At 64.3% G+C, this 21,298-nt stretch carries 9 protein-coding genes; 5 read left to right on the forward strand and 4 right to left on the reverse strand.

What is annotated here, in order from left to right:
- The first annotated feature begins 120 nt into the window (after positions 1-120).
- Complete coding sequence (gene norR / locus RAS12_RS15950) at positions 121-1,650, forward strand: nitric oxide reductase transcriptional regulator NorR (protein ID WP_306937006.1); 1,530 nt, start codon at positions 121-123, stop codon at positions 1,648-1,650.
- Between the two features lie 13 nt (positions 1,651-1,663).
- On the opposite strand, the gene RAS12_RS15955 is transcribed toward norR, so the two are convergent.
- The 4 genes from RAS12_RS15955 to RAS12_RS15970 all read right to left on the reverse strand — a co-directional run bounded on the left by RAS12_RS15955 (position 1,664) and on the right by RAS12_RS15970 (position 6,231).
- Complete coding sequence (locus tag RAS12_RS15955) at positions 1,664-4,087, reverse strand: TonB-dependent siderophore receptor (RefSeq protein ID WP_306937008.1); 2,424 nt, start codon at positions 4,085-4,087, stop codon at positions 1,664-1,666.
- 124 nt (positions 4,088-4,211) lie between these two features.
- Complete coding sequence (locus tag RAS12_RS15960) at positions 4,212-5,177, reverse strand: FecR family protein (protein WP_306937010.1); 966 nt, start codon at positions 5,175-5,177, stop codon at positions 4,212-4,214.
- The gene (locus RAS12_RS15965) at positions 5,174-5,719 is read right to left on the reverse strand and encodes an RNA polymerase sigma factor (protein WP_306937012.1); all 546 of its coding nucleotides are present in this window, start codon (positions 5,717-5,719) and stop codon (positions 5,174-5,176) included. Before RAS12_RS15965 ends, RAS12_RS15960 begins: the two co-directional genes overlap by 4 nt.
- Before the next feature lie 155 nt (positions 5,720-5,874).
- Positions 5,875-6,231 (reverse strand): gamma-glutamylcyclotransferase family protein, encoded by a 357-nt coding sequence (locus RAS12_RS15970; protein ID WP_306937014.1) that lies wholly within the window; start codon positions 6,229-6,231, stop codon positions 5,875-5,877.
- Positions 6,232-6,470: 239 nt separating this feature from the next.
- Between RAS12_RS15970 and RAS12_RS15975 the strand changes: the two genes are divergently transcribed.
- The 4 genes from RAS12_RS15975 to RAS12_RS15990 all read left to right on the forward strand — a co-directional run bounded on the left by RAS12_RS15975 (position 6,471) and on the right by RAS12_RS15990 (position 21,278).
- A complete protein-coding gene (locus RAS12_RS15975; protein WP_306937016.1) occupies positions 6,471-7,106 on the forward strand; it encodes an STN domain-containing protein in 636 nt (211 codons plus the stop codon).
- The gene (locus RAS12_RS15980) at positions 7,103-7,618 is read left to right on the forward strand and encodes an RNA polymerase sigma factor (protein WP_306937017.1); all 516 of its coding nucleotides are present in this window, start codon (positions 7,103-7,105) and stop codon (positions 7,616-7,618) included. Before RAS12_RS15975 ends, RAS12_RS15980 begins: the two co-directional genes overlap by 4 nt.
- 104 nt (positions 7,619-7,722) lie before the next feature.
- Positions 7,723-8,700 (forward strand): FecR family protein, encoded by a 978-nt coding sequence (locus tag RAS12_RS15985; RefSeq protein WP_306937019.1) that lies wholly within the window; start codon positions 7,723-7,725, stop codon positions 8,698-8,700.
- 143 nt (positions 8,701-8,843) lie between these two features.
- The gene (locus tag RAS12_RS15990; protein WP_306937021.1) at positions 8,844-21,278 is read left to right on the forward strand and encodes a filamentous hemagglutinin family protein; all 12,435 of its coding nucleotides are present in this window, start codon (positions 8,844-8,846) and stop codon (positions 21,276-21,278) included.
- Positions 21,279-21,298: the final 20 nt, after the last annotated feature.

Below are 21,298 nucleotides of genomic sequence, written 5' to 3' on the forward strand. Positions count from 1 at the left end.
ATAAAAGCGAAAACCGTGCCAGAAAAAACTTGCGCAATATCAATAACTTGAAAAATAAAGGGTAGATATCACCCATCGAATCGAGGGTTTAAATGACCTTCGAAAGGTAAAATCCACCTCATGCAAAACCTCTTGCTTGCCGACTTGGTGGCAGACCTGCCCCCCGCTATCCGCCTGCAACGGCTGGTCTCCAGCCTGTGCGCGCACTTTCGCTGCGGCGCGGTCGCGCTGCTTCAACTGGAAGGGGATCACCTGCGTCCGGTCGCGGTCGACGGGCTGACGCAGGACGCGTTGGGACGCCGCTTCGCCGTACAGCAGCATCCCCGTCTGGCCGCTATCCTGGGCCGCCGCGGCGTTACCTGCTTTCACCATGACAGCAACCTGCCCGATCCCTACGACGGGCTGATCAACGGCATGGCGGGCGAACCGCTGCCCGTGCATGACTGCATGGGCACCAGTCTGCATGTGGAAGGCAATATCTGGGGCGTGCTGACGCTGGATGCGCTGGAAGTCGGCACCTTTGACATGCAGGCCCAATCCGACCTGCGCGACGTCATCGTGCTGGTCGAGGCGGCAGTGCGGACGACGCGGCTGGAATCCGAGATACGCGCGCTGCGCGTGGCCAGGGGGCAGGCACCGGCCGATAGCGCGGTGCCCGATAACAACGAAATCCTGGGTCAAAGCGAATCCATCGGCCGCCTGCTGCACGAGATTGAAGTCGTGGCCGATTCAGAATTGCCTATCTTGCTGCTCGGCGAAACTGGCGTTGGCAAAGAATTGTTCGCGCATCGCGTGCATCGCCAATCACGCCGCCGCAATCAGCCACTGGTACATGTGAACTGCGCCGCGCTGCCAGAATCCCTGGCCGAAAGCGAATTATTCGGTCACGCCAAAGGTGCGTTTTCCGGCGCCATCACCGACCGCCCCGGTCGCTTTGAAGCCGCCAATGGCGGCACCCTGTTTCTGGATGAAGTGGGCGAACTGCCGCTGCTGGTGCAGGCCAAGCTGTTGCGCACCTTGCAAAATGGCGAGATCCAGCGTCTGGGCGATGACCGGCCGCGCACGGTAGACGTGCGCATCCTGGCCGCCACCAACCGCAGTCTGCGCGACCTGGTGCGCGCGGGCGACTTCCGGGCCGATCTTTACCACCGGCTGTCGGTCTATCCGATTCCAATTCCGCCGCTGCGCGAACGCGGCAACGACATCCTGCTGCTGGCTGGCCGCTACCTGGAGCTGAACCGGGCTCGGCTGGGCTTGCGCAGTCTGCGCCTGTCGGCGGATGCCGAAGAAATGCTGCGGCGCTACTCGTGGCCCGGCAATGTGCGCGAGCTGGAACACGTCATCAGCCGCGCCGCCATCAAGGCAGTGAGCCACGGCGCCAATCGCAACGACATCGTCACGCTCGGTGTGAACCTGCTGGACTTGTCAGACCGCGATTTGCCGCAAGCCGCCTTGGATGATCCGGCGCCGGATACAGACGAGGCCCCTCCCCCGCAGTCGTTGCGCGACGCCGTAGATGCCTGCCAGCGCCAAGCCATACGCCGGGCGCTGGACACCCATCAAGGCAACTGGGCCCATGCCGCGCGCGCTTTGGATGTGGATGCAAGCAACCTCCACAAGCTGGCGCGCCGCATCGGGCTCAAGCCTTGATGCGCCCGGCGCTTCACATGGTGTAGCGCACGTTCAGCATCACGCTGCGCGGCTCGCCGTAGTAGTTCGAGCCATAGGCCGCCCACACGCGCTGGTAGTACACCTTGTCGAACAGGTTGTTCACGGTCAGCGTGGTTTCCACGTGCTTGTTAAAGCGGTAACCGGCTTGCGCAGACACGGTGGTGTAGGGGCGCTGTTCGAACTTCACCGGACCATTCAGCCGGTACATGCTGCTGACGCTGCGCACGCCTGCACCCAACGAAAGCCCTTCCAGCGCGCCCGTGGCAAACGAATACTTGGTCCACAGATTGAAGGTATGGCGCGGCGTGATGAAGACGTACTGCTGCGACTTCTGATCTTCGGTGCCTTTCAGCGTTTTTGTCGTGGTGTAGGCATAACCTGCGGTGATGTCCCAGCCCGGTGCCGGGCTGCCGCTGACTTCCGCTTCAAAACCCTGGCTGCGCATCTTGCCTGCCGCCATCGAAAACAGCGGATTGTCCGGGTCGGTCATCGCGCGGTTTTCGTCTTCCATGCGGAACAAGGCCGCGTGGCCGATCAGGCGCTTGTCCATGAATTCGCCCTTCAGCCCGATCTCGACCTGCTTGCCCGTGCGCGCATCCAGCGGCTGGCCATTTACGTCGGTCGTGGTCTGCGGCGAGAAGATGCTGGTGTAGCTGGCATAAGCCGACAGTTGTTCATTCAGGTCCACCACCAAACCCAGGTACGGCGTGAATTTGCCGTTGATACTGGTCTTGGTGTTAGTGAACTGATTGAAGTAGGCGTTCCGGTTCGCGGTCTTGTTGTCCCACCACGTCAGGCGGCTGCCAGCGATAAAGGTCGCCGCATCCGTCACACGCAGGTTGGCGCGCGCATACAAGCCGTATTGCTGGGTCTTGCCATCGTTGCCGTTGGTGTATTCGTAGTCGGGTTTCGGAACGTTGTTATCCGGGTGGTAGAGATTGATGTTGGCGTTGTCGCCGCCCCCGTACTGAAAGTTCTTGTGCACGTTGCGGTAGTCGGCGCCGACGGTCAGCTCATGCTTGCGGCCAAAGGCCTCGAACGGCGTGGCGACAAAGGCGTCCAGGCCGTAGGTTTTCCAATGACTGCGGTACTTCCAGCTGACCAGGCAGGTATCGCCCGTGACCGGGTCCACCGCGCAATCCGACCAGCCGAATTCGCGGCTGGGCTCGTCTTGTTCGCGGTAGATGCCGCTGACTTTGATGCGGCCGCCATTGGACAGCCGGTGCTCGACGTCGGCAAAGTACTCCGTGACTTCTTCGGTAATGTGGTTCCAGCTGGGGTCCAGATTGGTGGACCGGCGCACGTCCAGTAATTTCCCGTCGGTATAACCGGGCAGGCCAAAGAACGGACGGCCTTTGTATTGCTGATAGGTGGCCCCGGCGGTCAGCGTGGTGTCCGGCGTCAAGTCGAATCCCAGGGTGCCGTAGAACAACGGTTTCTTGGTATAGACGCCATCCACGAACGAGCGGCGATCGTCGTAGGACGCGACCAGACGCCCGCGCAACCGGCCATCTTTGTCGAGCGGACCGGTGATATCGGCTTCGGTGTAATAGCGGTCCCAAGACCCGACCATTGCCTGCCCGCTGAACGCAAACTCCTTTTGCGCCCGCTTGCGCACCAGGTTCACCGTGCCGCCCGGGTCGCCCGCGCCCTGATACAGCCCGGATGGGCCGCGCAGCACTTCGATGCGGTCGTAAATGGCCAGGCCAAATCCCGCGGACAGATCGTTGCCCGTGCTGGCAGGCGTATTGACGCCATCTACTTGAATCGTGTCCAGCGCATAGCCGCGCGAATAGAAGTTGCCATGGTTGCCGCCTATGCTGCCGGCTTCGACGGTAACGCCCGTCACCGTGCGCATGGCGTCGTCCAGGTTCACCAGATTCTGATCGTCCAGCAGTTGGCGCGTCACCACAGAAATGGACTGCGGGATCTCGCGCACGCTTTGCGCGTTCTTGCCGATGGTGACGGCTGCTGGCGCGTATGACCCGGTGCCTTCAGTGGTGGCCAGATCGCGGCCGGTGACCGTCACCGGCGCCAACGTAGCCGCATCCGTGGCGGACTGGGCCGCCGGGGAGCGCACAACGAAACCAGAGCCGCTAGGCACTGCCACCAGCCCGCTTTGGGCCAGCAGCCGGCTCAACGCTGCTTGCGGCGTCAGGCGCCCCGACACGGCGGGGGCATTCAAACCGGCCACAGACCCCGGACTGAACAGAATCTGCACTTGCGCCTGGCGGCCCAAAGCCGTCAGCGAATCCGCCAGACTCGCGGCAGGCAGCTCGATGGCAATCACGGCTGCGCTTTGCGCATGAACCGCACGCGGCGCGATAACACCCGCCCCCAGAAGCGGGACCGACAGCGCGCACAGAAACACATAACGGCCGGCAGTCAGCCGGCGGTGAGAATGGCATGACGCCATGGACTTTCCCCAGTAAAGAAAACGGATCTTTCACAGGGGAAGACGCGCGAGCGGCCAGAACCCGAACGTGTCCGGAAAAATAATTATTCGCACTACGGAATCGCAGGCACGCAGTGGTTGGACCCTAGCGGCTGGACAGTACCGCCGCCCCGTCAGGTTGACGCGTCAAGGCCACCGGCAACAGGCTAGGCAGCATTTCCAGGAAGACATCCGGTTGCCGCAGATCCAGCGTGCCCGACAGCCGCAGATTGCGCGCGCGGGCATCGGCAAAGCGCAATGGGGCGTCGCGGTACAGCCCCAGATACCCGGCCAACTGCTGCAAGGTGACGTCATGGACCACAACCACGCCCTCCTGCCACGCGCCGACTTCGGTCACCGGCACCTTCAAGCGCCGCGATATCCGGCCGTCCGCACGCGTCATCAACACGGTATCGCCGGCCTGTAGCGTCTGCCTGGCCGACGTGTCCGCCCCGCCCGCGTCCAGCAGCACCTGGCCGCTGCGCACACCCACTTGCAGCGTGTCCGGCAGCAACAGAACGTTGAATTGGGTGCCGATGTCGCGCAGTTGCGCTTCACCGGCGCTGACGATCAGCGGCCGGCGGTCCGGGGCGGCATCGATGTAGACCTCGCCCCCGTCGATGCTGATGTGGCGTTCCGCCAAGGTGTAGCGCACGCTGACGCGCGTGCCCACATTGGCATGAATGCGAGTGCCATCCGGCAGATCCAGATTGCGCGTTTGCGTGTACGCATTGGCCACGGATTCATAGCTGACTGGCAGATATTGATAGGCCGCAGCCAACGTCAGCAATAGCGCGGCAAATACGCCCCCCCATTTCAGAAAGACCGGACGCCGGGCGCGGCTTGCAGAGCGTTGCCGCACAGCGTCGGCACGCATCGCCGGACGCGGCAACGCCGCCATGTCGTCCCACACCCCGGCCAGACGCTCATATTCCTGCTTATGCAGTGGGGACTGCGCAAGCCAGGTCTGAAACGCATTTTCAGCGTCTGCATCGGACGCGCGCGCACGGCGCCGCATGAACCATGCAGCCGCGGCCTCTTCAACAGCGGATAAAGGGTGGGATTGAGTCATGACGCTTCGCCGTGGACCCGGCGTTTACAGTGCGCCAGAGCCAGTTGCAGATGCTTTTCCACCGCGCGCACTGAAATACCCATGCGGGCGGCGATCTCTTCGCAACGCAGCTCATCATACCGATAAAGCAAAAAGGCTTCGCGCTGGCGCGGCGGCATCTCATCGATGGCAGCTTGCAGCAGTTGCAGGCGTTGATTCACATCGGCACGCGCTTCAGGTTGAAGCCCGGCGTGCGCCGTCAGGCTCCCGGCCGGCGGCTCGAACCCCTGGTCGTCCAGGCTGGCCACCACATGTTCACCACGCACATTCTCGCGGCGCCAATGGTCGCGCAGCAGATTACGCGCGATTTCGTACAGATAGGCGCGGGGCTTCTCTGGCGGATTGGCGCTGTTGCTGGCCGCCAGCCATTTGGCGAAGGTCTCCTGCGCCAGATCCCGAGCGGTGTCTGGCGAACGCTTTAGCTGCCGGTTGAGAAACCCCACCAGCTCCGTGTTCCAGGATTTGTACGCCTCGGCGATTACGCCGAAGAACCGCTCCCCCATGATGCCCCTAAGTGCAGTACCGTCGCGCGGTTACGGCAACCTGGCGCGTGTTCAGGGCGAGATATTAGATGTTAATGATTCTTATTGCATCATTTTCTTGAAGCACCGCCCAAGTGCTGCTAAATCGCAACGGGCGTTGCTGTGCAAAGCGTGCTTTACGCCTTGATATACACCCAGGCATGAACGCCGGACTTGAGCAGCACCGACACCCGCTTGTAGTCAGCCACTTCATAGGCGTCCGCCGCGTGCAGTTCGTTCTGGCTGACCTCGAATACGGTGCCAAGTACTTCGTCTTTGGGGTCGTAGCTGGCGTACACGATGGGATGCTGGGCCTTGCCGCTGGTCTTGAGGACCTCGGGGTCGGTGATGTCTACCCAGTTCTGCACATAACCCGTCATGGCGTCAGGCCGGCCAGTGAGTTCGCGGCCGAAATTGGCGAGCTGCACGGCCTTGTCTTGCAGGGTCCCGTAGGAAAAAAGCAGGATCGACGTTTCTTGAGATTCAGGCACCATCGTGTCCTTTAGGAAAAATAAGCGCGATCGATGACTTTACACCAGCGTGTACGGCCCGCCGTCTAACGGTCATGGTTGCGCAACAAAAGTTTAATCTTCGCGCCTTACGATGGCCGTCTCTGGCTGCCTGACGGTGGTCTGCGTTGGACTTTCTCTGCGCGTATGCCTTGCTTCGCTGATTCCCCTGCCCTGCGTTGCCCGCCGCCGATGTGCGCACCGGGCTGAGGCGTTTGCGCAATATGCTTGCCACTCTGGCCGTCGGCGTCGCCGTTGCCTCGTCGGCCCCAACGGCTGCCGCAACGGCTGATCCCGCCCCCGTCTATGCATTCGACTGGCCGCGCCAGCCGCTGCACAACGCATTGCAGCAATACAGCCAGCTGACGGGCGACTCTGTCCTTTATGACTCTGGCCAGACTTCGGGCAAAACCGCACCCGCGCTGTCTGGACGTTACACAGCCCGCGAAGCGCTGGCCCGGCTGCTGGCCGGGACGGATCTGCAAGCACGCTACACCGCCCCCCAAGCGCTGATGCTGATGCCGCGGGTCTTGACCCCGCCGGCCCCGGCTGCCGCGCCTTCTTCAGCCGACCGCCAGCAATATTACGGCCGCCTTCAGTCCAAAGTGCTGGCCGCGCTCTGTGCGCAGCCGGACTTGCACTTGGGCGAATACCGCATCGCGTTACGGGTGAACCTGAACCGCGCCTACGCGCTGTCCGACGTGCAGGCCCACGCAACGGGCCGCCCCGACATGGAACCCGCCCTGCGCGGCACGCTGGACGGCCTGCCTATCGGTGCACCGCCGCCCGGCTTCGGCCTGCCCGCCACCCTGTTGATCACCCCAGAAGCCGCACGCCGTTACGGAGGCTGCAAACCATGAGCGGCGCCGGCCTGGCAGCGTTGCGCCGTTTGATCTCCGACCGGTACGAGGCCATCAAGCACCAGGTCGCGCGACGGCTGGGCGGTGCGTCCGACATGGCCGGCGACGCGCTGCACGATGCTTATATGCGCCTGTCTGTAAGAGACGACCTGGACGCCGTGCGCCACCCGCAATCCTATCTGGTCAACACGGCGGTGCATGTGGCCATTGACCGCATCCGGCAAGACGTGCGGCTGCTGAGTGAAAGCGAAGTCAGTGAATTCTTTGACGTGGCGGACACGAGTCCAGGGCCGGAAGCGGTGACGCAGTCGCGCTCTGACCTGGCCCAGATGTTCGACGCGCTGGACGGGCTGACTCCGCGTCAGCGCGACATTCTGCTGGCTGCCCGGGTTGAGGGCTTATCGCGCCCCGACCTGGCCAAACGCTGGGGCATATCGGTGCGTCTGGTGGGACGCGAGCTGCAAACCGCCCACGAGCATTGCGTGCGGGCAATGGCGCGTACGGAGAGTTAATTGCAAGAAAGTGTTTTTTTTCGCCCGTTCCCGTTCCGTTCCGGCCGTCTGGAAACGTCTAGGTATCAAGACGGCAGACAGCGCCGCGATTAAGAACGACCCCCATGACTTCCGACCTTACCCCCGGCCCCCTCTCTGATTCCGCTATCGAGCGCGAGGCCCATGCCTGGGCGCGCGCCTTGGCGACCGGGGCGCCCACCACGCAAGATGGCGACGCTTTCAAAGCCTGGCGCGCCCAAAGCCCTGCGCATGAACGGGCTTGGGTCCAGGCGGCGCGCGCCTGGCGCGAGCTGGGACAGATTGCCCAAGCCTATGCGGCACGTCACCCGGCCTCGCCCCCACGCCGCGCTCCTGTCAGCGCCAGTAGAAGATGGTTCCTGGCTGGCGGAGCTGGCGCCTTTGCCAGCATGGCGGTAGCGGGCGTGTTGCGCCCGCCCTTCGGTCTGTGGCCGTCCTGGGCCCAAGCCAGCGCCGACTATCGCACCGTCACGGGCGAACAGCGCAACGTCACGTTCGGCGATCAGCAGTTGAAACTGGCGCTGAACACACAGACCAGCATCAATGTGTCGATCAGCGGCACGCAGCCCAGGATTGAACTGGTGTCAGGCGAAGCCGCCATCCAGGCCAACCGCCAGCAACCCTGCGCGGTACTGGCGGGCGCGGCGCGCATGGAATTGGCGACGGGAGACATCGAGGTCCGCCATCTGAACGACGACCGGGTCCACGTGCGCTGCATCGGCGGACAGGTAGCGGTGGTGCACCCGCGCGCGACAAGATTGCTGCTTGCTGGGCAACAACTCGGCTACGACACAGAGAGCTTGGATACGCCGGCCGCATTGGCCGACATGGACTCGGACTGGCGCTCGGGCATTGTCAGTTTTCACGACCTGCCGCTCAACCAGGCGGTTGAAGAAATCAACCGCTACCGGCCCGGCCGTGTGGTGCTGATGAACGACGCATTGGCCCGGCACCGGCTGAGTGCCCGGTACGAGGTCAAGAACCTGGACCAGGCCATCACGCAGATACAGCAGTTGTATGGCGCATCGGTACGTCGCGTGGGCGATATGGTGTTTCTAAGCTGAAGCGCAGCGCATGAATCCGCAGCTGTCATAAAAAATTCACGCGGAAATCCATGCCGAGTTCAGTCGCGTCGTTCGACTAGATGAGTAAGCGGGCACGGTGGCTTTGTCACTGCCGCCCTTCATCGACATCCTTGAATCACGCCATGTCCTCGTCTACGTCCGCTACGTCCCCCGCTCTGCCTTCATCGCGCCAACGCGCAGCCCCGCTCCGATTCAGCCGCCGCGGCCATCGTCCCGCCTGGCGCCTGAGTCCGCTTTCACAAGCGGTAGCAGCGCTGGCCATTGCGGGTAGCGCCAGCGGCCCGGCGCAAGCCCAGGCGCGGGCGTTCAGCCCGGGGTGGTTCTCGGACAAGAACGCCGTGCAGTCCACGGCGCAGCGCACCGGCCGCATGCCGGATGGCAGCCTGGCAGGTATCGGACAAAGCGCCCGGCAACAGGCGCAGTCGCGCCAGCAATTGCAAAAGTCGCTGGACAACCTGAACCGCACTGCTGCGGCGGTGGCTGCTCAGCAGGCCGCGCAAGCGGCCGCCCGTGCAGCCGCTGCCGCCGGCGGCAACGATGTACCGGACGGCCGGGTAGAAGGCGGTTTGTGGGAAGCGCAAGGCGCCTTGGCCAAATGGGAAGGCGCCAGCGCTGCCGTCGCCGCATCGCAGAACGGCAAGCACACCGTCACGATCGAACAAACGCAATCGCGGGCCATCCTGAACTGGGACACGTTCAACGTGGGCCGCAACACCACGGTGCAATTCAAACAAGCCGCCAGCGACGCCGTGCTCAACCGCGTCGTGGGCGCCAGCGCCAAACCCAGTCAGATCCAGGGCGCAATCAAAGCCGACGGCACCGTGCTGGTCGTGAACCAGAACGGCGTGATTTTCACCGGCAGCAGTCAGGTCAACACGCGCAATCTGGTCGTGGCTGCGGCCACGATCACCGACGCGCAATTCCGCGACAAGGGTTTGTTCGTGGACACCGATGGCACGCAAGCCACCTTCAAAGATGCGCTGGGCCAAGTGCAGGTGCAGGCAGGCGCGCGCATCGATACAGCGGTGCCCGCCACCGCCACCAAGGGCGGGGGTTATGTGCTGCTGCTGGGCAGCGAGGCCCATAACGCGGGCGCGATCACCACGCCGCGCGGCCAGACGGTACTTGCCGCCGGAGACGACTTCGTCATCCGCCGCGGTTACGGCACCGATGGCAATCCTAAATCCACCACCACCGGCAACGAAGTCAGTGCCCTACGCAAGTCCGGCAGTCAGGCTGGCCTGGTACGCAATACCGGCTTGATCAGCGCGCCCACCGGCGACATCACTCTGACCGGACACGACGTGCGGCAGGACGGCGTGCTGGTCGCCACCACCGACATCGGCACACGCGGCGCCATCCATCTGCTGAACCGGGCAAGCGACGCCACGGGCAGCGTGACCCTGGGCGCGGGCAGTGTCACCGCCGTCGTGCTGGAGGCGTCGGCCGTCACGGGATTGGACAGCCAGCGCGACGCCGCCATCAAAGCGTTGGATGGCACCGCCACCAACAAGGCAAGCGGCAATTTCGATCACCTGAGCACCGTTGCTGACCGCCAGGACCTGTCGCGAATCGAGGTCGTGACAGGCAATCTGGCGACGTTCCAAGGCGGTTCGACCACAGTCGCCACGGGCGGCCAGATCGTGGTGTCAGCCAAGAAGCAGACCGTGCTGGAAAGCGGAGCGGAACTGGACGTAGCCGGCGCAATCGGCGTGCGGGTGTCGATGGAATCGAACAACCTGCAGATCAACGTGCAGGGCAACGAGCAGCGCGACGCCCCCATCAATCGCGACAGCAAGCTGTTGAACAACAGCGATGTCTGGGTAGACCGCCGCACTCTGGTCAAAGTGGCCAGCGGCACCAACGGCTACAGAGGCGACCGCTGGTACACCAGCGGCGGCCTGCTGGAAGTGGGCGGCTATCTGGTCAACGATGGACGCGGCGCGGGCCAATGGCTGGCTCAAGGCGGCAGCGCCACGTTTACGGGCGGTGAACTTGTCACCCGCGCGGGATCGGGCATCAACCTGTCGGGCGGCACGCTGGACGTGCAGGACGGCATCATCCGCCAAAGCTGGCTGCGCGGCGCGGACGGCCGTCTGTACGAGGTCTCCCGCGCGCCCGGCGACTTGCTTTACACGGGCCTGTACAAGGGCTACGAACAGACTCACGAGCGTTGGGGCGAAAAGGCCACGCGCACGTTCTACAACCCGCTGATCGCCCCCCGCGAACGCTTTGAAAGCGGCTACACCGTCGGCCGCGATGCAGGCCAGCTGATTGTGTCGACCGCCGCCGCCCAACTCGCGGGCACGCTGACTGGTGAGGTCTATCAGGGCGGCCGCCAAGTCGACGCGCCGCAGTGGGACGCAGACGGCTACTACCAGAGCCAGACCGCCGTCGCGCGCCGCGCGCAATTGGTCGTCGGCCGGTACACGCCGATCTTCGACGCCACAACCAACATGTTGGCCTGGACGCTGACCGGTGTTGCCGGGCAGGTTACGGCCGGCACAGGCGAGGCAGGCGCAGGCGAAATTCGCCTGGACGCGGCATGGCTGAATGCGGCCGGGTTGGGCGGTATCCGGCTGGCTGGCACTGAACACGTCGCGATCAACGAGGCTCTGAGCCTTACATCCGGCGCGGGCGTCGTGTTGTATGCGCCGCAGGTCGACATCAACGCGGGCATCAGCGCGGCCGGCGGAAAGATACTGGCCGGCAACATACTCAAGCAATGGAACGCGAATGGCCGCAACGAAGACACAGCCGTATCCGCTCCCACCGGTAAACCAACAGGCGTCACGCTGGGTGCGGGCGCAGTGCTGGACGCAAGCGGACTGTGGACGAACCTGAGCACCGAACCGCAATCGTCCGCCGGGTTGGCTTACCGCAATGGCGGCAGCGTGGCGCTGCGCAGCACCAATACTGTGGCAATGGCCGCGGACAGCACCGTCGACGTCAGCGGCGGCGCGGCCATGCTGGCTACAGGCAAGACTCGCAATGGCAAGGGTGGAGACGTCACGCTGGCTGCCGGCGTCAATGCGGAGGGCGGCGTGCTGACCCTGGACGGCGCGATAGCAGGCCAGGGCGTGGACGGCGGCGGCAAACTCACGCTGCAAGCGGCCAATGTGCGCATCGTGGCCGCGGACCAAACCGCTGCGATCGCCGCTGCGGCACGCGCCGGCGGACAAGACGTTTCGATTCTGTCGGACGGCGCCTTCGGACTGGGGTTTTCTCAATACGAAGTCATCGGTTTTCACGGACTGGAAGTTGCCGACGGTGCGCAAATGCGCGTCACGATGCCGGTGCAGCGCTATGCTCCCAGCGCACGTGCGGCGCAGGACAAAGCCCAGGCTTTGCAGATCTGGATGCCACCGCTGTATCAGGAAGACCCGGTCAAAAGCGCCCTGACCCAACGCAAAGGCGCCAGTCTGGCCTTGCAGGCAGGTACGGCGCTGGCAAACGTAGCCGCGCTGGACACGACCCCGTTGCGCATCGGCGTAGGGGCGTTGATCGAAGTGGACCCGGGCCAGAAAATTGATCTGACCGGCATTGGCCAGATCACGGTGAACGGCACACTGAATGCGTGGGGCGGAGCCATCGCGGTGCGTGCGCTACGCACAGGTCTGTCGGACGACGCAATCGCCGCCGGCCACGGACGGTCCATCTGGCTGGGCGAGCGCGCGGTGCTGGACGTTGCCGGGCGCGCAACCACGGCGATCAATCATCAAGGCCAAACCTATGGCCGCGTGCAGGATGGCGGCGCCATCATGTTGGGCAGCCAGCTTGACGATGCGCTGGGTGTTGTCGTGGCGCCGGATCTCTTTGTGGTGTTGCGTCCGGGCAGCCGCCTGGATGCCTCTGGCAGCGCGGCCACCGTGCTCTCCAACGGCGCGCCCGCCTACCTGGCTGGCGCGGGCGGCAATATCGCCATCAGCTCGGGCAACGGCCTGTATCTGGACGGCCAGATGAATGCCCGCGCCGGTGGCGCAGGCGCAGCTGGCGGCACGCTATCCATCGCCTTGGACGCTCCGGCCTACCGCATTGCAGCGCTGGGCGCCCGCGCAAACAGAAGCCGGGATCTGTTCATCTCGCAACAGACCCTGGCCGACGCACTGGCCAGCTTTACTGGCGCCGACGGCGCAGCAGACGCGCTGGTGTACGGCCATGGCGCATTAAGCGTTGAACAAGTCGAATCGGGCGGCTTTGGCAGCTTGAGCCTGCTGAGCAACGGCGCGATCAGTTTCGCGGGCGATGTCAGTCTGCGCATGAACCAAAGCCTGCGGCTCTTCAGTGGCTCGATCAACATGATGGAAACGGCGGCATCCAATTCCCGCGTGTTGCTTGCCGCGCCATATGTGATGCTGGCGGGCGCCACCGACAATGGCGCAAAGGACGGCTACACGCGACCGTCGCACGCCCGGCCCCCTTCCACTCGCGTGAGCGAATCCGTGCTGACCACGGAAGCGGGTTTCATAGACCTGCGCGACTCGGTCCTGCTGGGCGAGCTGACCGTCAAACACGCGCCAGACGGCGCCGTCAGCTATATCGGCATGGGATTCGCGCAAACTGACCTGCGCAGCCAGGGCGACATCCGCCTTCTGGGCGGCCGGGGCACGCAAGTCTCGTTGTCCAATCAGCCCTTCACCACGCAACTCTCCGTACCCGGCAACCTGAGCCTGACCGCCGCGCAGATCTATCCCGACACGGGCGCCGTCACGCGCATCGTGGCCGGTCTGGGCGGCAAACGCGACGGCATTTTGGGTTACGAGGAAGGCAGCACCATCACCATCCGCCGCAGCACGGATACGCTGCCGCCCATGCCGTACACCGCGTTCGGCAGCCTGCGGCTGGGCGCCGACATCATCGAACAAGGCGGCGTGCTGCGCGCGCCGCTGGGTCTGCTGGAAGTGGGTGTGTCGGACACAACCGGCACCACATCCCGCGCCACCCTGCTGCCCGGCAGCGTCACATCGGTAAGCGGCCGCGGGCTGGTGATGCCTTATGGCGGCACCGTCGACGGCGTGAGCTACCAGTATGCCGGGGAGAACGCCGCGCTGACCGGCATGGGCGCGGCCACGATAACGGGTGAACTGCGGGCGGGTCTTCAACTGGCCGGAGAAGAAGTTCGTGTGAGCCAGGACGCGACACTGGATCTGTCAGGGGGAGGCCAATTGCTGGGTGCAGGGTTTGTGACGGGCCGTGGCGGCTCGACCGACGCCCGCTTCAGCCCGCTGGTGCAGATCAACGCCAAGGGCCAGGGATTCACCCTTCCCGGCCTGTCCACCAATCCCGTCTACGCGCTGGTCCCTGGCGTACAAACAACCGTCGCGCCCATTGCGGCGGACGCACGCCAGAACTCACCGCAAATCGGTCAACAGGTCACGATAGGCAGCGGCGTGCCCGGCCTGCCCGTCGGCACCTACACGCTGATGCCGTCGACCTACGCCTTGATGCCCGGCGCCTTCCGCGTGGAAATCAACGGCGCTGCAACGGGCGCCGCGGCCAACGGCGCGATGCAATTGCGCAATGGCTCGTGGGCATTGGCAGGGCGCATGGGCGTGGCCGGCACGGGCATCGGCAGCGCCGTACCCAAGCAACTATTGATTACCCCGGCGGCGGTGCTGCGGCAGATGTCGCAGTACAACGAAATGGACTATGCCGCCTTCGTGCAAGCCGACGCCGCACGACGCGGCCTGCCACGCGCCATGCTGCCAGCGGATGCGCGCACGCTCAGGCTCAAATTGAATCCGGGCCCTGAAGGCCAGGCGTTCGCGTACGCGGGGCGCGCCGACTTCTCCGCTGCGGCGGGCGGCTATGGCGGCACGTTCGCCGTGACCAGCACCAATTCCGGAACTGGCCATACGGAAATCACGGCGCCTGGCGCGGGGCGGAGCGCGGGATTTGATGGGTTATCCCTGGATTCCGCCCAGATGAGCGCGGTGGGCGCCCCGCGTCTCGTACTGGGCGCGCTGCCGAACGTGGACTACTACTCCAACGCCAATACGGTTGACTTCGGGTACGCCGGCACGCACTTCAACTCCCTGGTCTTGCGCGACGGCGCTACGCTGTCCGCCGCCGAAGTGTTCATGGTCACCAGCGGTCTGACGACCGGCATCACCATCGAAAGCGGCGCTGTCATCAACACCATCGGCCGTGGAAAATCGCCGTTCGACTCCACTGCCGGTTTCAACTATGGCGCGAGCGCCAGCAGTTTTCTGGCCCTGTCCAACGGCTGGATCAACATGCTCCCGCCCACGGCAGACCAGGAACCCAATGGCGCCGGCCCCATCCGTATCGGCGTCTGCGCCACGGCTTGCTCGGGAGAGTCGCTGCTCTACACCGAAGGCACGCTGGCCGCGGTGACCAACAAAGTCTTCGATCTGGGTACGAACGTCAGCTACGGTGCGCGTTATCTGAACCTGTCGGTGGGCACCGTCAACGCGGGCGGCGAACAGGCGCTGGCCGAGGCGGCAGCCCGCGGCGCGCTTGCTGACGGCCTGGCGCTGAACCAGACCTTGTTGAACCGTTTGATGGCGGGCGACCGGCGGTTTGGCGCGCCAGCGCTGGAGATGCTGACGCTGGCCGTCAGCGACTCATTCAATTTCTTCGGCAACGTGACGCTGGACACTATCGACGCGGCCACGGGAAAATCACGCCTGCAAACCCTCGCGCTGACGGCTCCCGCCATCTATGGTTATGGGCAAGCCGGTGACGTGGCCACGCTACGCGCAGGGAACCTGATCTGGAACGGATCGATAACGCCGCCCGCAGGCGTCATCGACCATGGCGCGGGCACTGGCAGCGGAACGCTGGATATCCAGGCCGAACGCATCGAATTCGGCTACGGACCCTACACACAACCTTTGGGCCAGAACGACAACGGCCGCCTGGCTTTGGGATTTTCCGAGGTCAACCTGACGGCCAGCGACCGCATCACCGCCAATCATCGCGGCGCGCTGGAGGTCTATCAATCACGCGGCGCGTTCGACGCCGTAAAGGGGTGGCAATATTCCGGCGGCACGCTCAATCTCAATACGCCGCTACTGACGGGCGAAGCCGGGTCCGTCAACCGCCTCAAGGCGGGCGCAGCCATCAACATCAACGGGCCCGCGGCGGCGCCAGTCAACGCCAACGCAAACGGCTTGGGCGCCGAGCTCTCGCTTGATGCCGGCACGCTGAACATCAACGGCCGCATTGCCGTGCCCACTGGCAAACTCAGCTTAAGCGCCGACAACGCGTTGATCCTGGGCGCCAATGCGCAATTGGACGTGGCCGGGCGCCCCGTCCCATTCCATGACATCACCAAGTACAGCTGGGGCGGCGATATCAATCTGGAAAGCCGTCACGGCGACATCACTCAGGCTGCGGGCAGCACCATTGATCTGTCGGCACAGAACAACCGGGCCGGCCGTTTGACGGCCGTAGCGCTGGACGACAACGCTGGCCGCGTGGATCTGCAAGGCCGTATCCTGGGCGCGGCTTCTGGCACCTACGACGCGGGCGGCACGCAAGTGCCTTATGCCTTCGGCGAGGTGGACATCCGTGCACAGCTGGTGGACTTTGCCGGGCTGAACCAGCGCTTGAATGATGGCCAGGTCTTTGGCGGCCGCAGCTTTCAGATCAAACGCGGCAGTCTGGTCGTCGGTGACGAGGTGCGTGCGCGCTTTGTGAACCTTTCGGTGGATGCCGGAAGCCTGACCGTGGCGGGCCGTATAGACGCCAGCGGAGCAGGCGTGGGCAGCATTCGTCTGGCCGCTCGCGACGGGTTGCGTCTGGCCTCCAGCGCCGTGCTGGATACCCACGGCACAACGCTGCGCGTGGACAGCTACGGCAAGATCATTGACGCGCCCAACCGCGCCATAGTCGAGTTGAATTCCGGCCAGGGTTTGCTGCAACTGGATGCTGGCGCAATCATTGATCTGCGCGCGGGCACCGCAGCCCTGAACCACGATGGCCTGCCGCGAGGCACGCTGGATCTGAACGCGCCGCGTCTGGGCGGCATCAGCGGCGGCGACATCAACATCGACGCGCGCGGCCCGCTGGACATCCGCGGCGCGCGCAGTATTGCAGTCAATGGCGTATGGATCTACACCGACGCCACGGCCGGTACTGAAACCACAGCAGACGGCAAGCCCTATCAAGTCATCGATCAGGCCTATCTGAAGCGGCTGCATGATGAAAGCACTGACTTCATCGACAATGCGCGGGCCAACGGCAATCTGATCAACACCAAGCTGGCTGGCTTGCGCGCCTATGGCGACGCGCTGCATTTGCGCCCGGGCGTTGAGATTCGCAGCGCCACGCCTGACGGCAATCTGGTGGTGCAAGGCGACCTGGATCTGTCCGGCTTCCGCTACGCCAGCATCAACCCCCATACGCCGCTGCGGCCGGGCGTCCTGGGCTCGGGCGAAGTCGGCAATCTGGTCATACGCGCAGGCGGCGACCTGCAAATTCATGGCAGCATCAATGACGGCTTCGCCCCTCCGCCTGTCGTCACACAGGATCTGAACGGCTGGCGTCTGCTGCCGGGCCTGGACTTTACCGGCGCCGACCTGATCACGCCGCATGCCGGTGTGGTGCTGACCGCAGGTACCGCATTCCCGGGCGGCGTCGCCTTGAACTACGACGTTGCCTTGCAGGGCGGCACGCTGTCCGAGAATGTGGTGTTGCCGGTCACGGCGCCGTTGGCTCGCGAATTGGTACTGCCTGCCGGCACAGTGCTATCGGCCCCTATCCTCAACCCCGATGGCAGTGTCGCCCACGCCGCTGGCACGGTGCTGCGGCAAGCGCTGACCTTGCCCGCAGGCATGCAACTGGGCGCTGGCACGCGCCTGTTGACCAAGACCTTTATCGGCGCCGTCACTTGGCCTGCGGGCATTCCGCTACCCAATAACGCGAACCCGGAAAACGGCAATGTATTCAACGAGGTCAAACTGGCCAGTGAAGTCACCCTGCCGCGCGGCGCGCTGATCCCTGCGGGCACCAAGGTGCAATTGCGGGCAGGTGTGGAATACATCGACTTGCGCCCGGTCGTCGACGGCGCTCAAGGTCAGGTGTGGGCGGTAGCCCCCATGTTGCCCGAAGGTTCGCAATCGTGGTCGATGCGGCTGGCGGGCGGCGCCGACCTGAACGCGGCCGATACCCGGGCCACGCAATTCACCACGAAGGACGGTGTCAAACGCGGCGATGTCGTGCTGGCCGACAATCACTACGGCATGTACGGCTTTGATGGCCCTCGCCCCTTCATCTGGACCCAGATGGTCGGTGACGTGATCGGTATGCCGGAACTGATAGGCCAACCGGTAGACGATGATTTCGTTCGCGACAATTTCGGCTATGCGGATGCCGTCGCGCTTTGCAACGACAACCCCGAATTCTGCACGCCCACTGGGGACAGAACTTTCGTCGCCCGCCCGGGCACCGCGCGATTCAGCGTACTGCGCACCGGCACCGGCGATCTGGACCTGCTGGCCGCTGGCGATCTGCGCATGCAATCGCTCTATGGCGTCTATACGGCGGGTACGTCCTCGGCGGGCACCTACGCTGGCGATCCGTACAATCAGCCGCGGCTGATCAACGCCGACGGCACGGTGCTGCGCGACCCCAGCAAAGGCTTCGAGGCCTTTGTGGACGGCAGCGCGCAAAGCGTCTACCGCGCCTGGTACCCGGACGGCGGCGGCAACGTGACGCTGCGCGCAGGCGTCAGTCTGACCGGTGATCTGTTGAAAGCATCGCAGGGATCTGTCGGCCGGCCGCAGGTCCGTTCCACGGGCTACAACTCCGATCAAGTGGGCAACTGGTTGTGGCGCCAGGGCACTGGCGACGCGGCTATCGGCCAGGCCCAGCCCACTGCATGGTGGCTCAACTTCGGTACCTATACCTCGTCTGCTGCCAGTCTGGCTGACGAGCTTGTCGGTTTCACGGGTTTTGGCGCCTTGGGCGGCGGCAACCTGGACATCGATGTGCGCGGCGACGCGGGCATCATCACGGCGCGCCCTATCAGCTACATGGAGCGCTACATCAACCCGCACAGCCAGGGTCTGGTGCTGGCCGTGGGCAGCACGGGACGGGTCATGGCTGACGGCACGCTGGCGCTGACAGGCGGTGGTGACATTTCTCTGCGCGTGGGCGGTAGCTTGAATCCCACGCTGCCCAGTCCCTTCGAATCGACAGGCGCCATTACCAACTTGCGCGGCCAGACCCTGCTGCAAGCCGCATCGGTTGGCCGGCTGGACCCTCTGTACAACGTTCTGGCCGCGCGCGACACCCGTGCGCTGGACCGGTTCCAGCCGTCCAGCTTCGACGCCACCGGAGGCCTCACGCTGACGCCGGGCGACAGCGCTTTCCAGCTGCAAAGTCTGGGCGATCTGGTCGCGCTGAACGCCAGAGATCCAGGCCGCGTGTTCTTGCCGGCAGCCATGCCTTATACGCAGGCAGACGGCACATTGGGCGTGCACGGATCAAGCAGCTGGTTCTCGCTGTGGACGCCGCATACCGCCATCGATCTGTTCAGCGCAGGCGGAAATCTGTCGCCTGCCGGCGCCGCATCCATCGACAGCGACGGGGTCAACATTTACCCCTCGCAATTCTCAGCGGTCGCTGCCCACGGCAGCATTCAGTACATCAGGGATGTCGCGCTGGCGCCCGGCGCACTGGCCCGGCTGGACCTGCTGGCAGGAGATTCCATCTTCGGCAGCGACTCCACGTTCGGACGCACCAGCGCCAGCACAAGCGCTTTGGCGTCGATCTTCCGGCCAGCGTTTGTCGGAATGGTGCAAGCGCCCACCAGCAACGCCATCATCTGGGGCCCGAACACGCTGTCGCCCGATGGTACGTATCAAAGCCTCGCTTTATTCACGTTTGAATCCATGTCGGCAAGCACGTCCGGCGTCGTTGCGCCCTCTCGCATCTACGCCAGAGACGGCGATCTGGTCGGCGTCAGCAGCGGCCGGTTGATACAACCCACCAGCAATGGTGGAACCCCCACCGGCACGAACTGGTATGTGGCCGGCGGCCCGGTGCGCATGATGGCCGGCCGCGACATCGTCGGCAGTGGGAGCCCGCTGGGCATCAAAAACGGTCTCTCCGGCCCCTATCCGCACGACTACAGCAATAACTACTTCGTCCATGGCGATGCGACCGATGTGTCCGTCGTGCAAGCTGGCCGCGACATTCTGTATAGCAACTTCACCGTGGCAGGCCCTGGCACGCTGGAAGTCAGCGCGGGCCGCAATATCCTGATGGAAGACAAGGCTGCCGTGGTCAGCCTGGGCCCTGTCGTGCCGGGCGACACACGCCCTGGCGCCAGCATTGTGCTGCAGGCGGGCCTGGGCGCGGCAGGCGCCGACTATGCAGGTTTCCTGCGCCGCTATCTGGATGCCGGGAACCTCGCGGACCCCAGCCTGCCGCTGACCGACCAGGGCAAGCCGTTCAAGACCTATGAAACTGAACTGCTGCTGTGGCTGACACAACGGTATGCCTTTGCCGGCAACACCGACGATGCACGCGCCTTCTTCAACGCCCTGGCGCCTGAGCAGCAACGCGTCTTTGCGCGCCAGATCTACTTCGCCGAACTGCGCGCGGGCGGCCGGGAATACAACGACAAGACCAGCCCCCGGGACGGCAGCTATCTGCGCGGCCGGCAAGCCATTGCGGCGCTGTTTCCCATCAATAATATTGAAGGCCAGGCACAGACCTACAAGGGCAGCGTCACGATGTATGGCGGCGCAGGCCTGCAAACCCGAAGCGGCGGCGACGTCCAGGTGCTGACGCCGGGCGGCGCGCAAGTCTATGGCGTCGAAGGCGCCGCGCCTCCGGGTTCGGCGGGCGTGCTGACCCAAGGCCAAGGCAACATCCAGTTGTATGCGCAGGACAGCATCCTGCTGGGTCAGAGCCGCGTCATGACGACATTTGGCGGCGACATCCTGGCGTGGTCGGCGCAAGGCGATATCAACGCAGGCCGCGGTTCCAAAACTACGGTGGTCTACACCCCGCCGCGCCGGGTCTATGACAGCGTAGGCAACATCACCTTGTCGCCCGCCGCGCCGTCCAGCGGGGCCGGCATCGCCACCTTGGCGCCGTTGGCCGAAGTGCCCGCTGGCGACGTCGATCTGTACGCGCCTCTGGGCACGATTGATGCAGGTGAGGCCGGCATCCGCGTATCAGGCAATGTGTACATAGGCGCACAGACCGTATTGAACGCGGCCAACATCAAGTCTGAAGGCGATAGCATCGGTGTCCCGGTGGCGGCCAGCGTCAACACTGGCGCGCTGACCTCCGCCAGCGCCGCAGCAAGCTCTGCCGTGAATGCCGCCCAGGATTCGGCACAGCGCGCGCAAAACCAAGCCCGCCAAAATCAGCCATCCATCATCAATGTGCAGATCCTGGGATTTGGCGCAGAACCCGTATCGGGAACGCCAAGCCCGCAAGGCAAGGACGGTCAAGCAAACAATGGGGCGGCCTACCGGCCTAACAACATGGTGCAAGTCGTGGGCGATGGTGCGTTAACGCCTGCGCAACTGGCCAAACTGAGCAGCGAGGAAAAACAAGCTTTCGGCCTGTAGAAAAAGCCTGCCGGCGCGCA

It is taken from the genome of Achromobacter seleniivolatilans (genome assembly GCF_030864005.1).
Lineage (GTDB): Bacteria > Pseudomonadota > Gammaproteobacteria > Burkholderiales > Burkholderiaceae_B > Achromobacter > Achromobacter seleniivolatilans.

What these genes read in the sequence shown, in the direction of transcription:
- RAS12_RS15980 (WP_306937017.1), top strand. Translation starts at nt 7,103, where the DNA reads ATGAGCGGCGCCGGCCTGGCAGCGTTGCGCCGTTTGATCTCCGACCGG.
- RAS12_RS15990 (WP_306937021.1), top strand. Translation starts at nt 8,844, where the DNA reads ATGTCCTCGTCTACGTCCGCTACGTCCCCCGCTCTGCCTTCATCGCGC.
- RAS12_RS15955 (WP_306937008.1), bottom strand. Translation starts at nt 4,087, where the DNA reads ATGGCGTCATGCCATTCTCACCGCCGGCTGACTGCCGGCCGTTATGTG.
- RAS12_RS15960 (WP_306937010.1), bottom strand. Translation starts at nt 5,177, where the DNA reads ATGACTCAATCCCACCCTTTATCCGCTGTTGAAGAGGCCGCGGCTGCA.
- norR (WP_306937006.1), top strand. Translation starts at nt 121, where the DNA reads ATGCAAAACCTCTTGCTTGCCGACTTGGTGGCAGACCTGCCCCCCGCT.
- RAS12_RS15970 (WP_306937014.1), bottom strand. Translation starts at nt 6,231, where the DNA reads ATGGTGCCTGAATCTCAAGAAACGTCGATCCTGCTTTTTTCCTACGGG.
- RAS12_RS15985 (WP_306937019.1), top strand. Translation starts at nt 7,723, where the DNA reads ATGACTTCCGACCTTACCCCCGGCCCCCTCTCTGATTCCGCTATCGAG.
- RAS12_RS15975 (WP_306937016.1), top strand. Translation starts at nt 6,471, where the DNA reads ATGCTTGCCACTCTGGCCGTCGGCGTCGCCGTTGCCTCGTCGGCCCCA.
- RAS12_RS15965 (WP_306937012.1), bottom strand. Translation starts at nt 5,719, where the DNA reads ATGGGGGAGCGGTTCTTCGGCGTAATCGCCGAGGCGTACAAATCCTGG.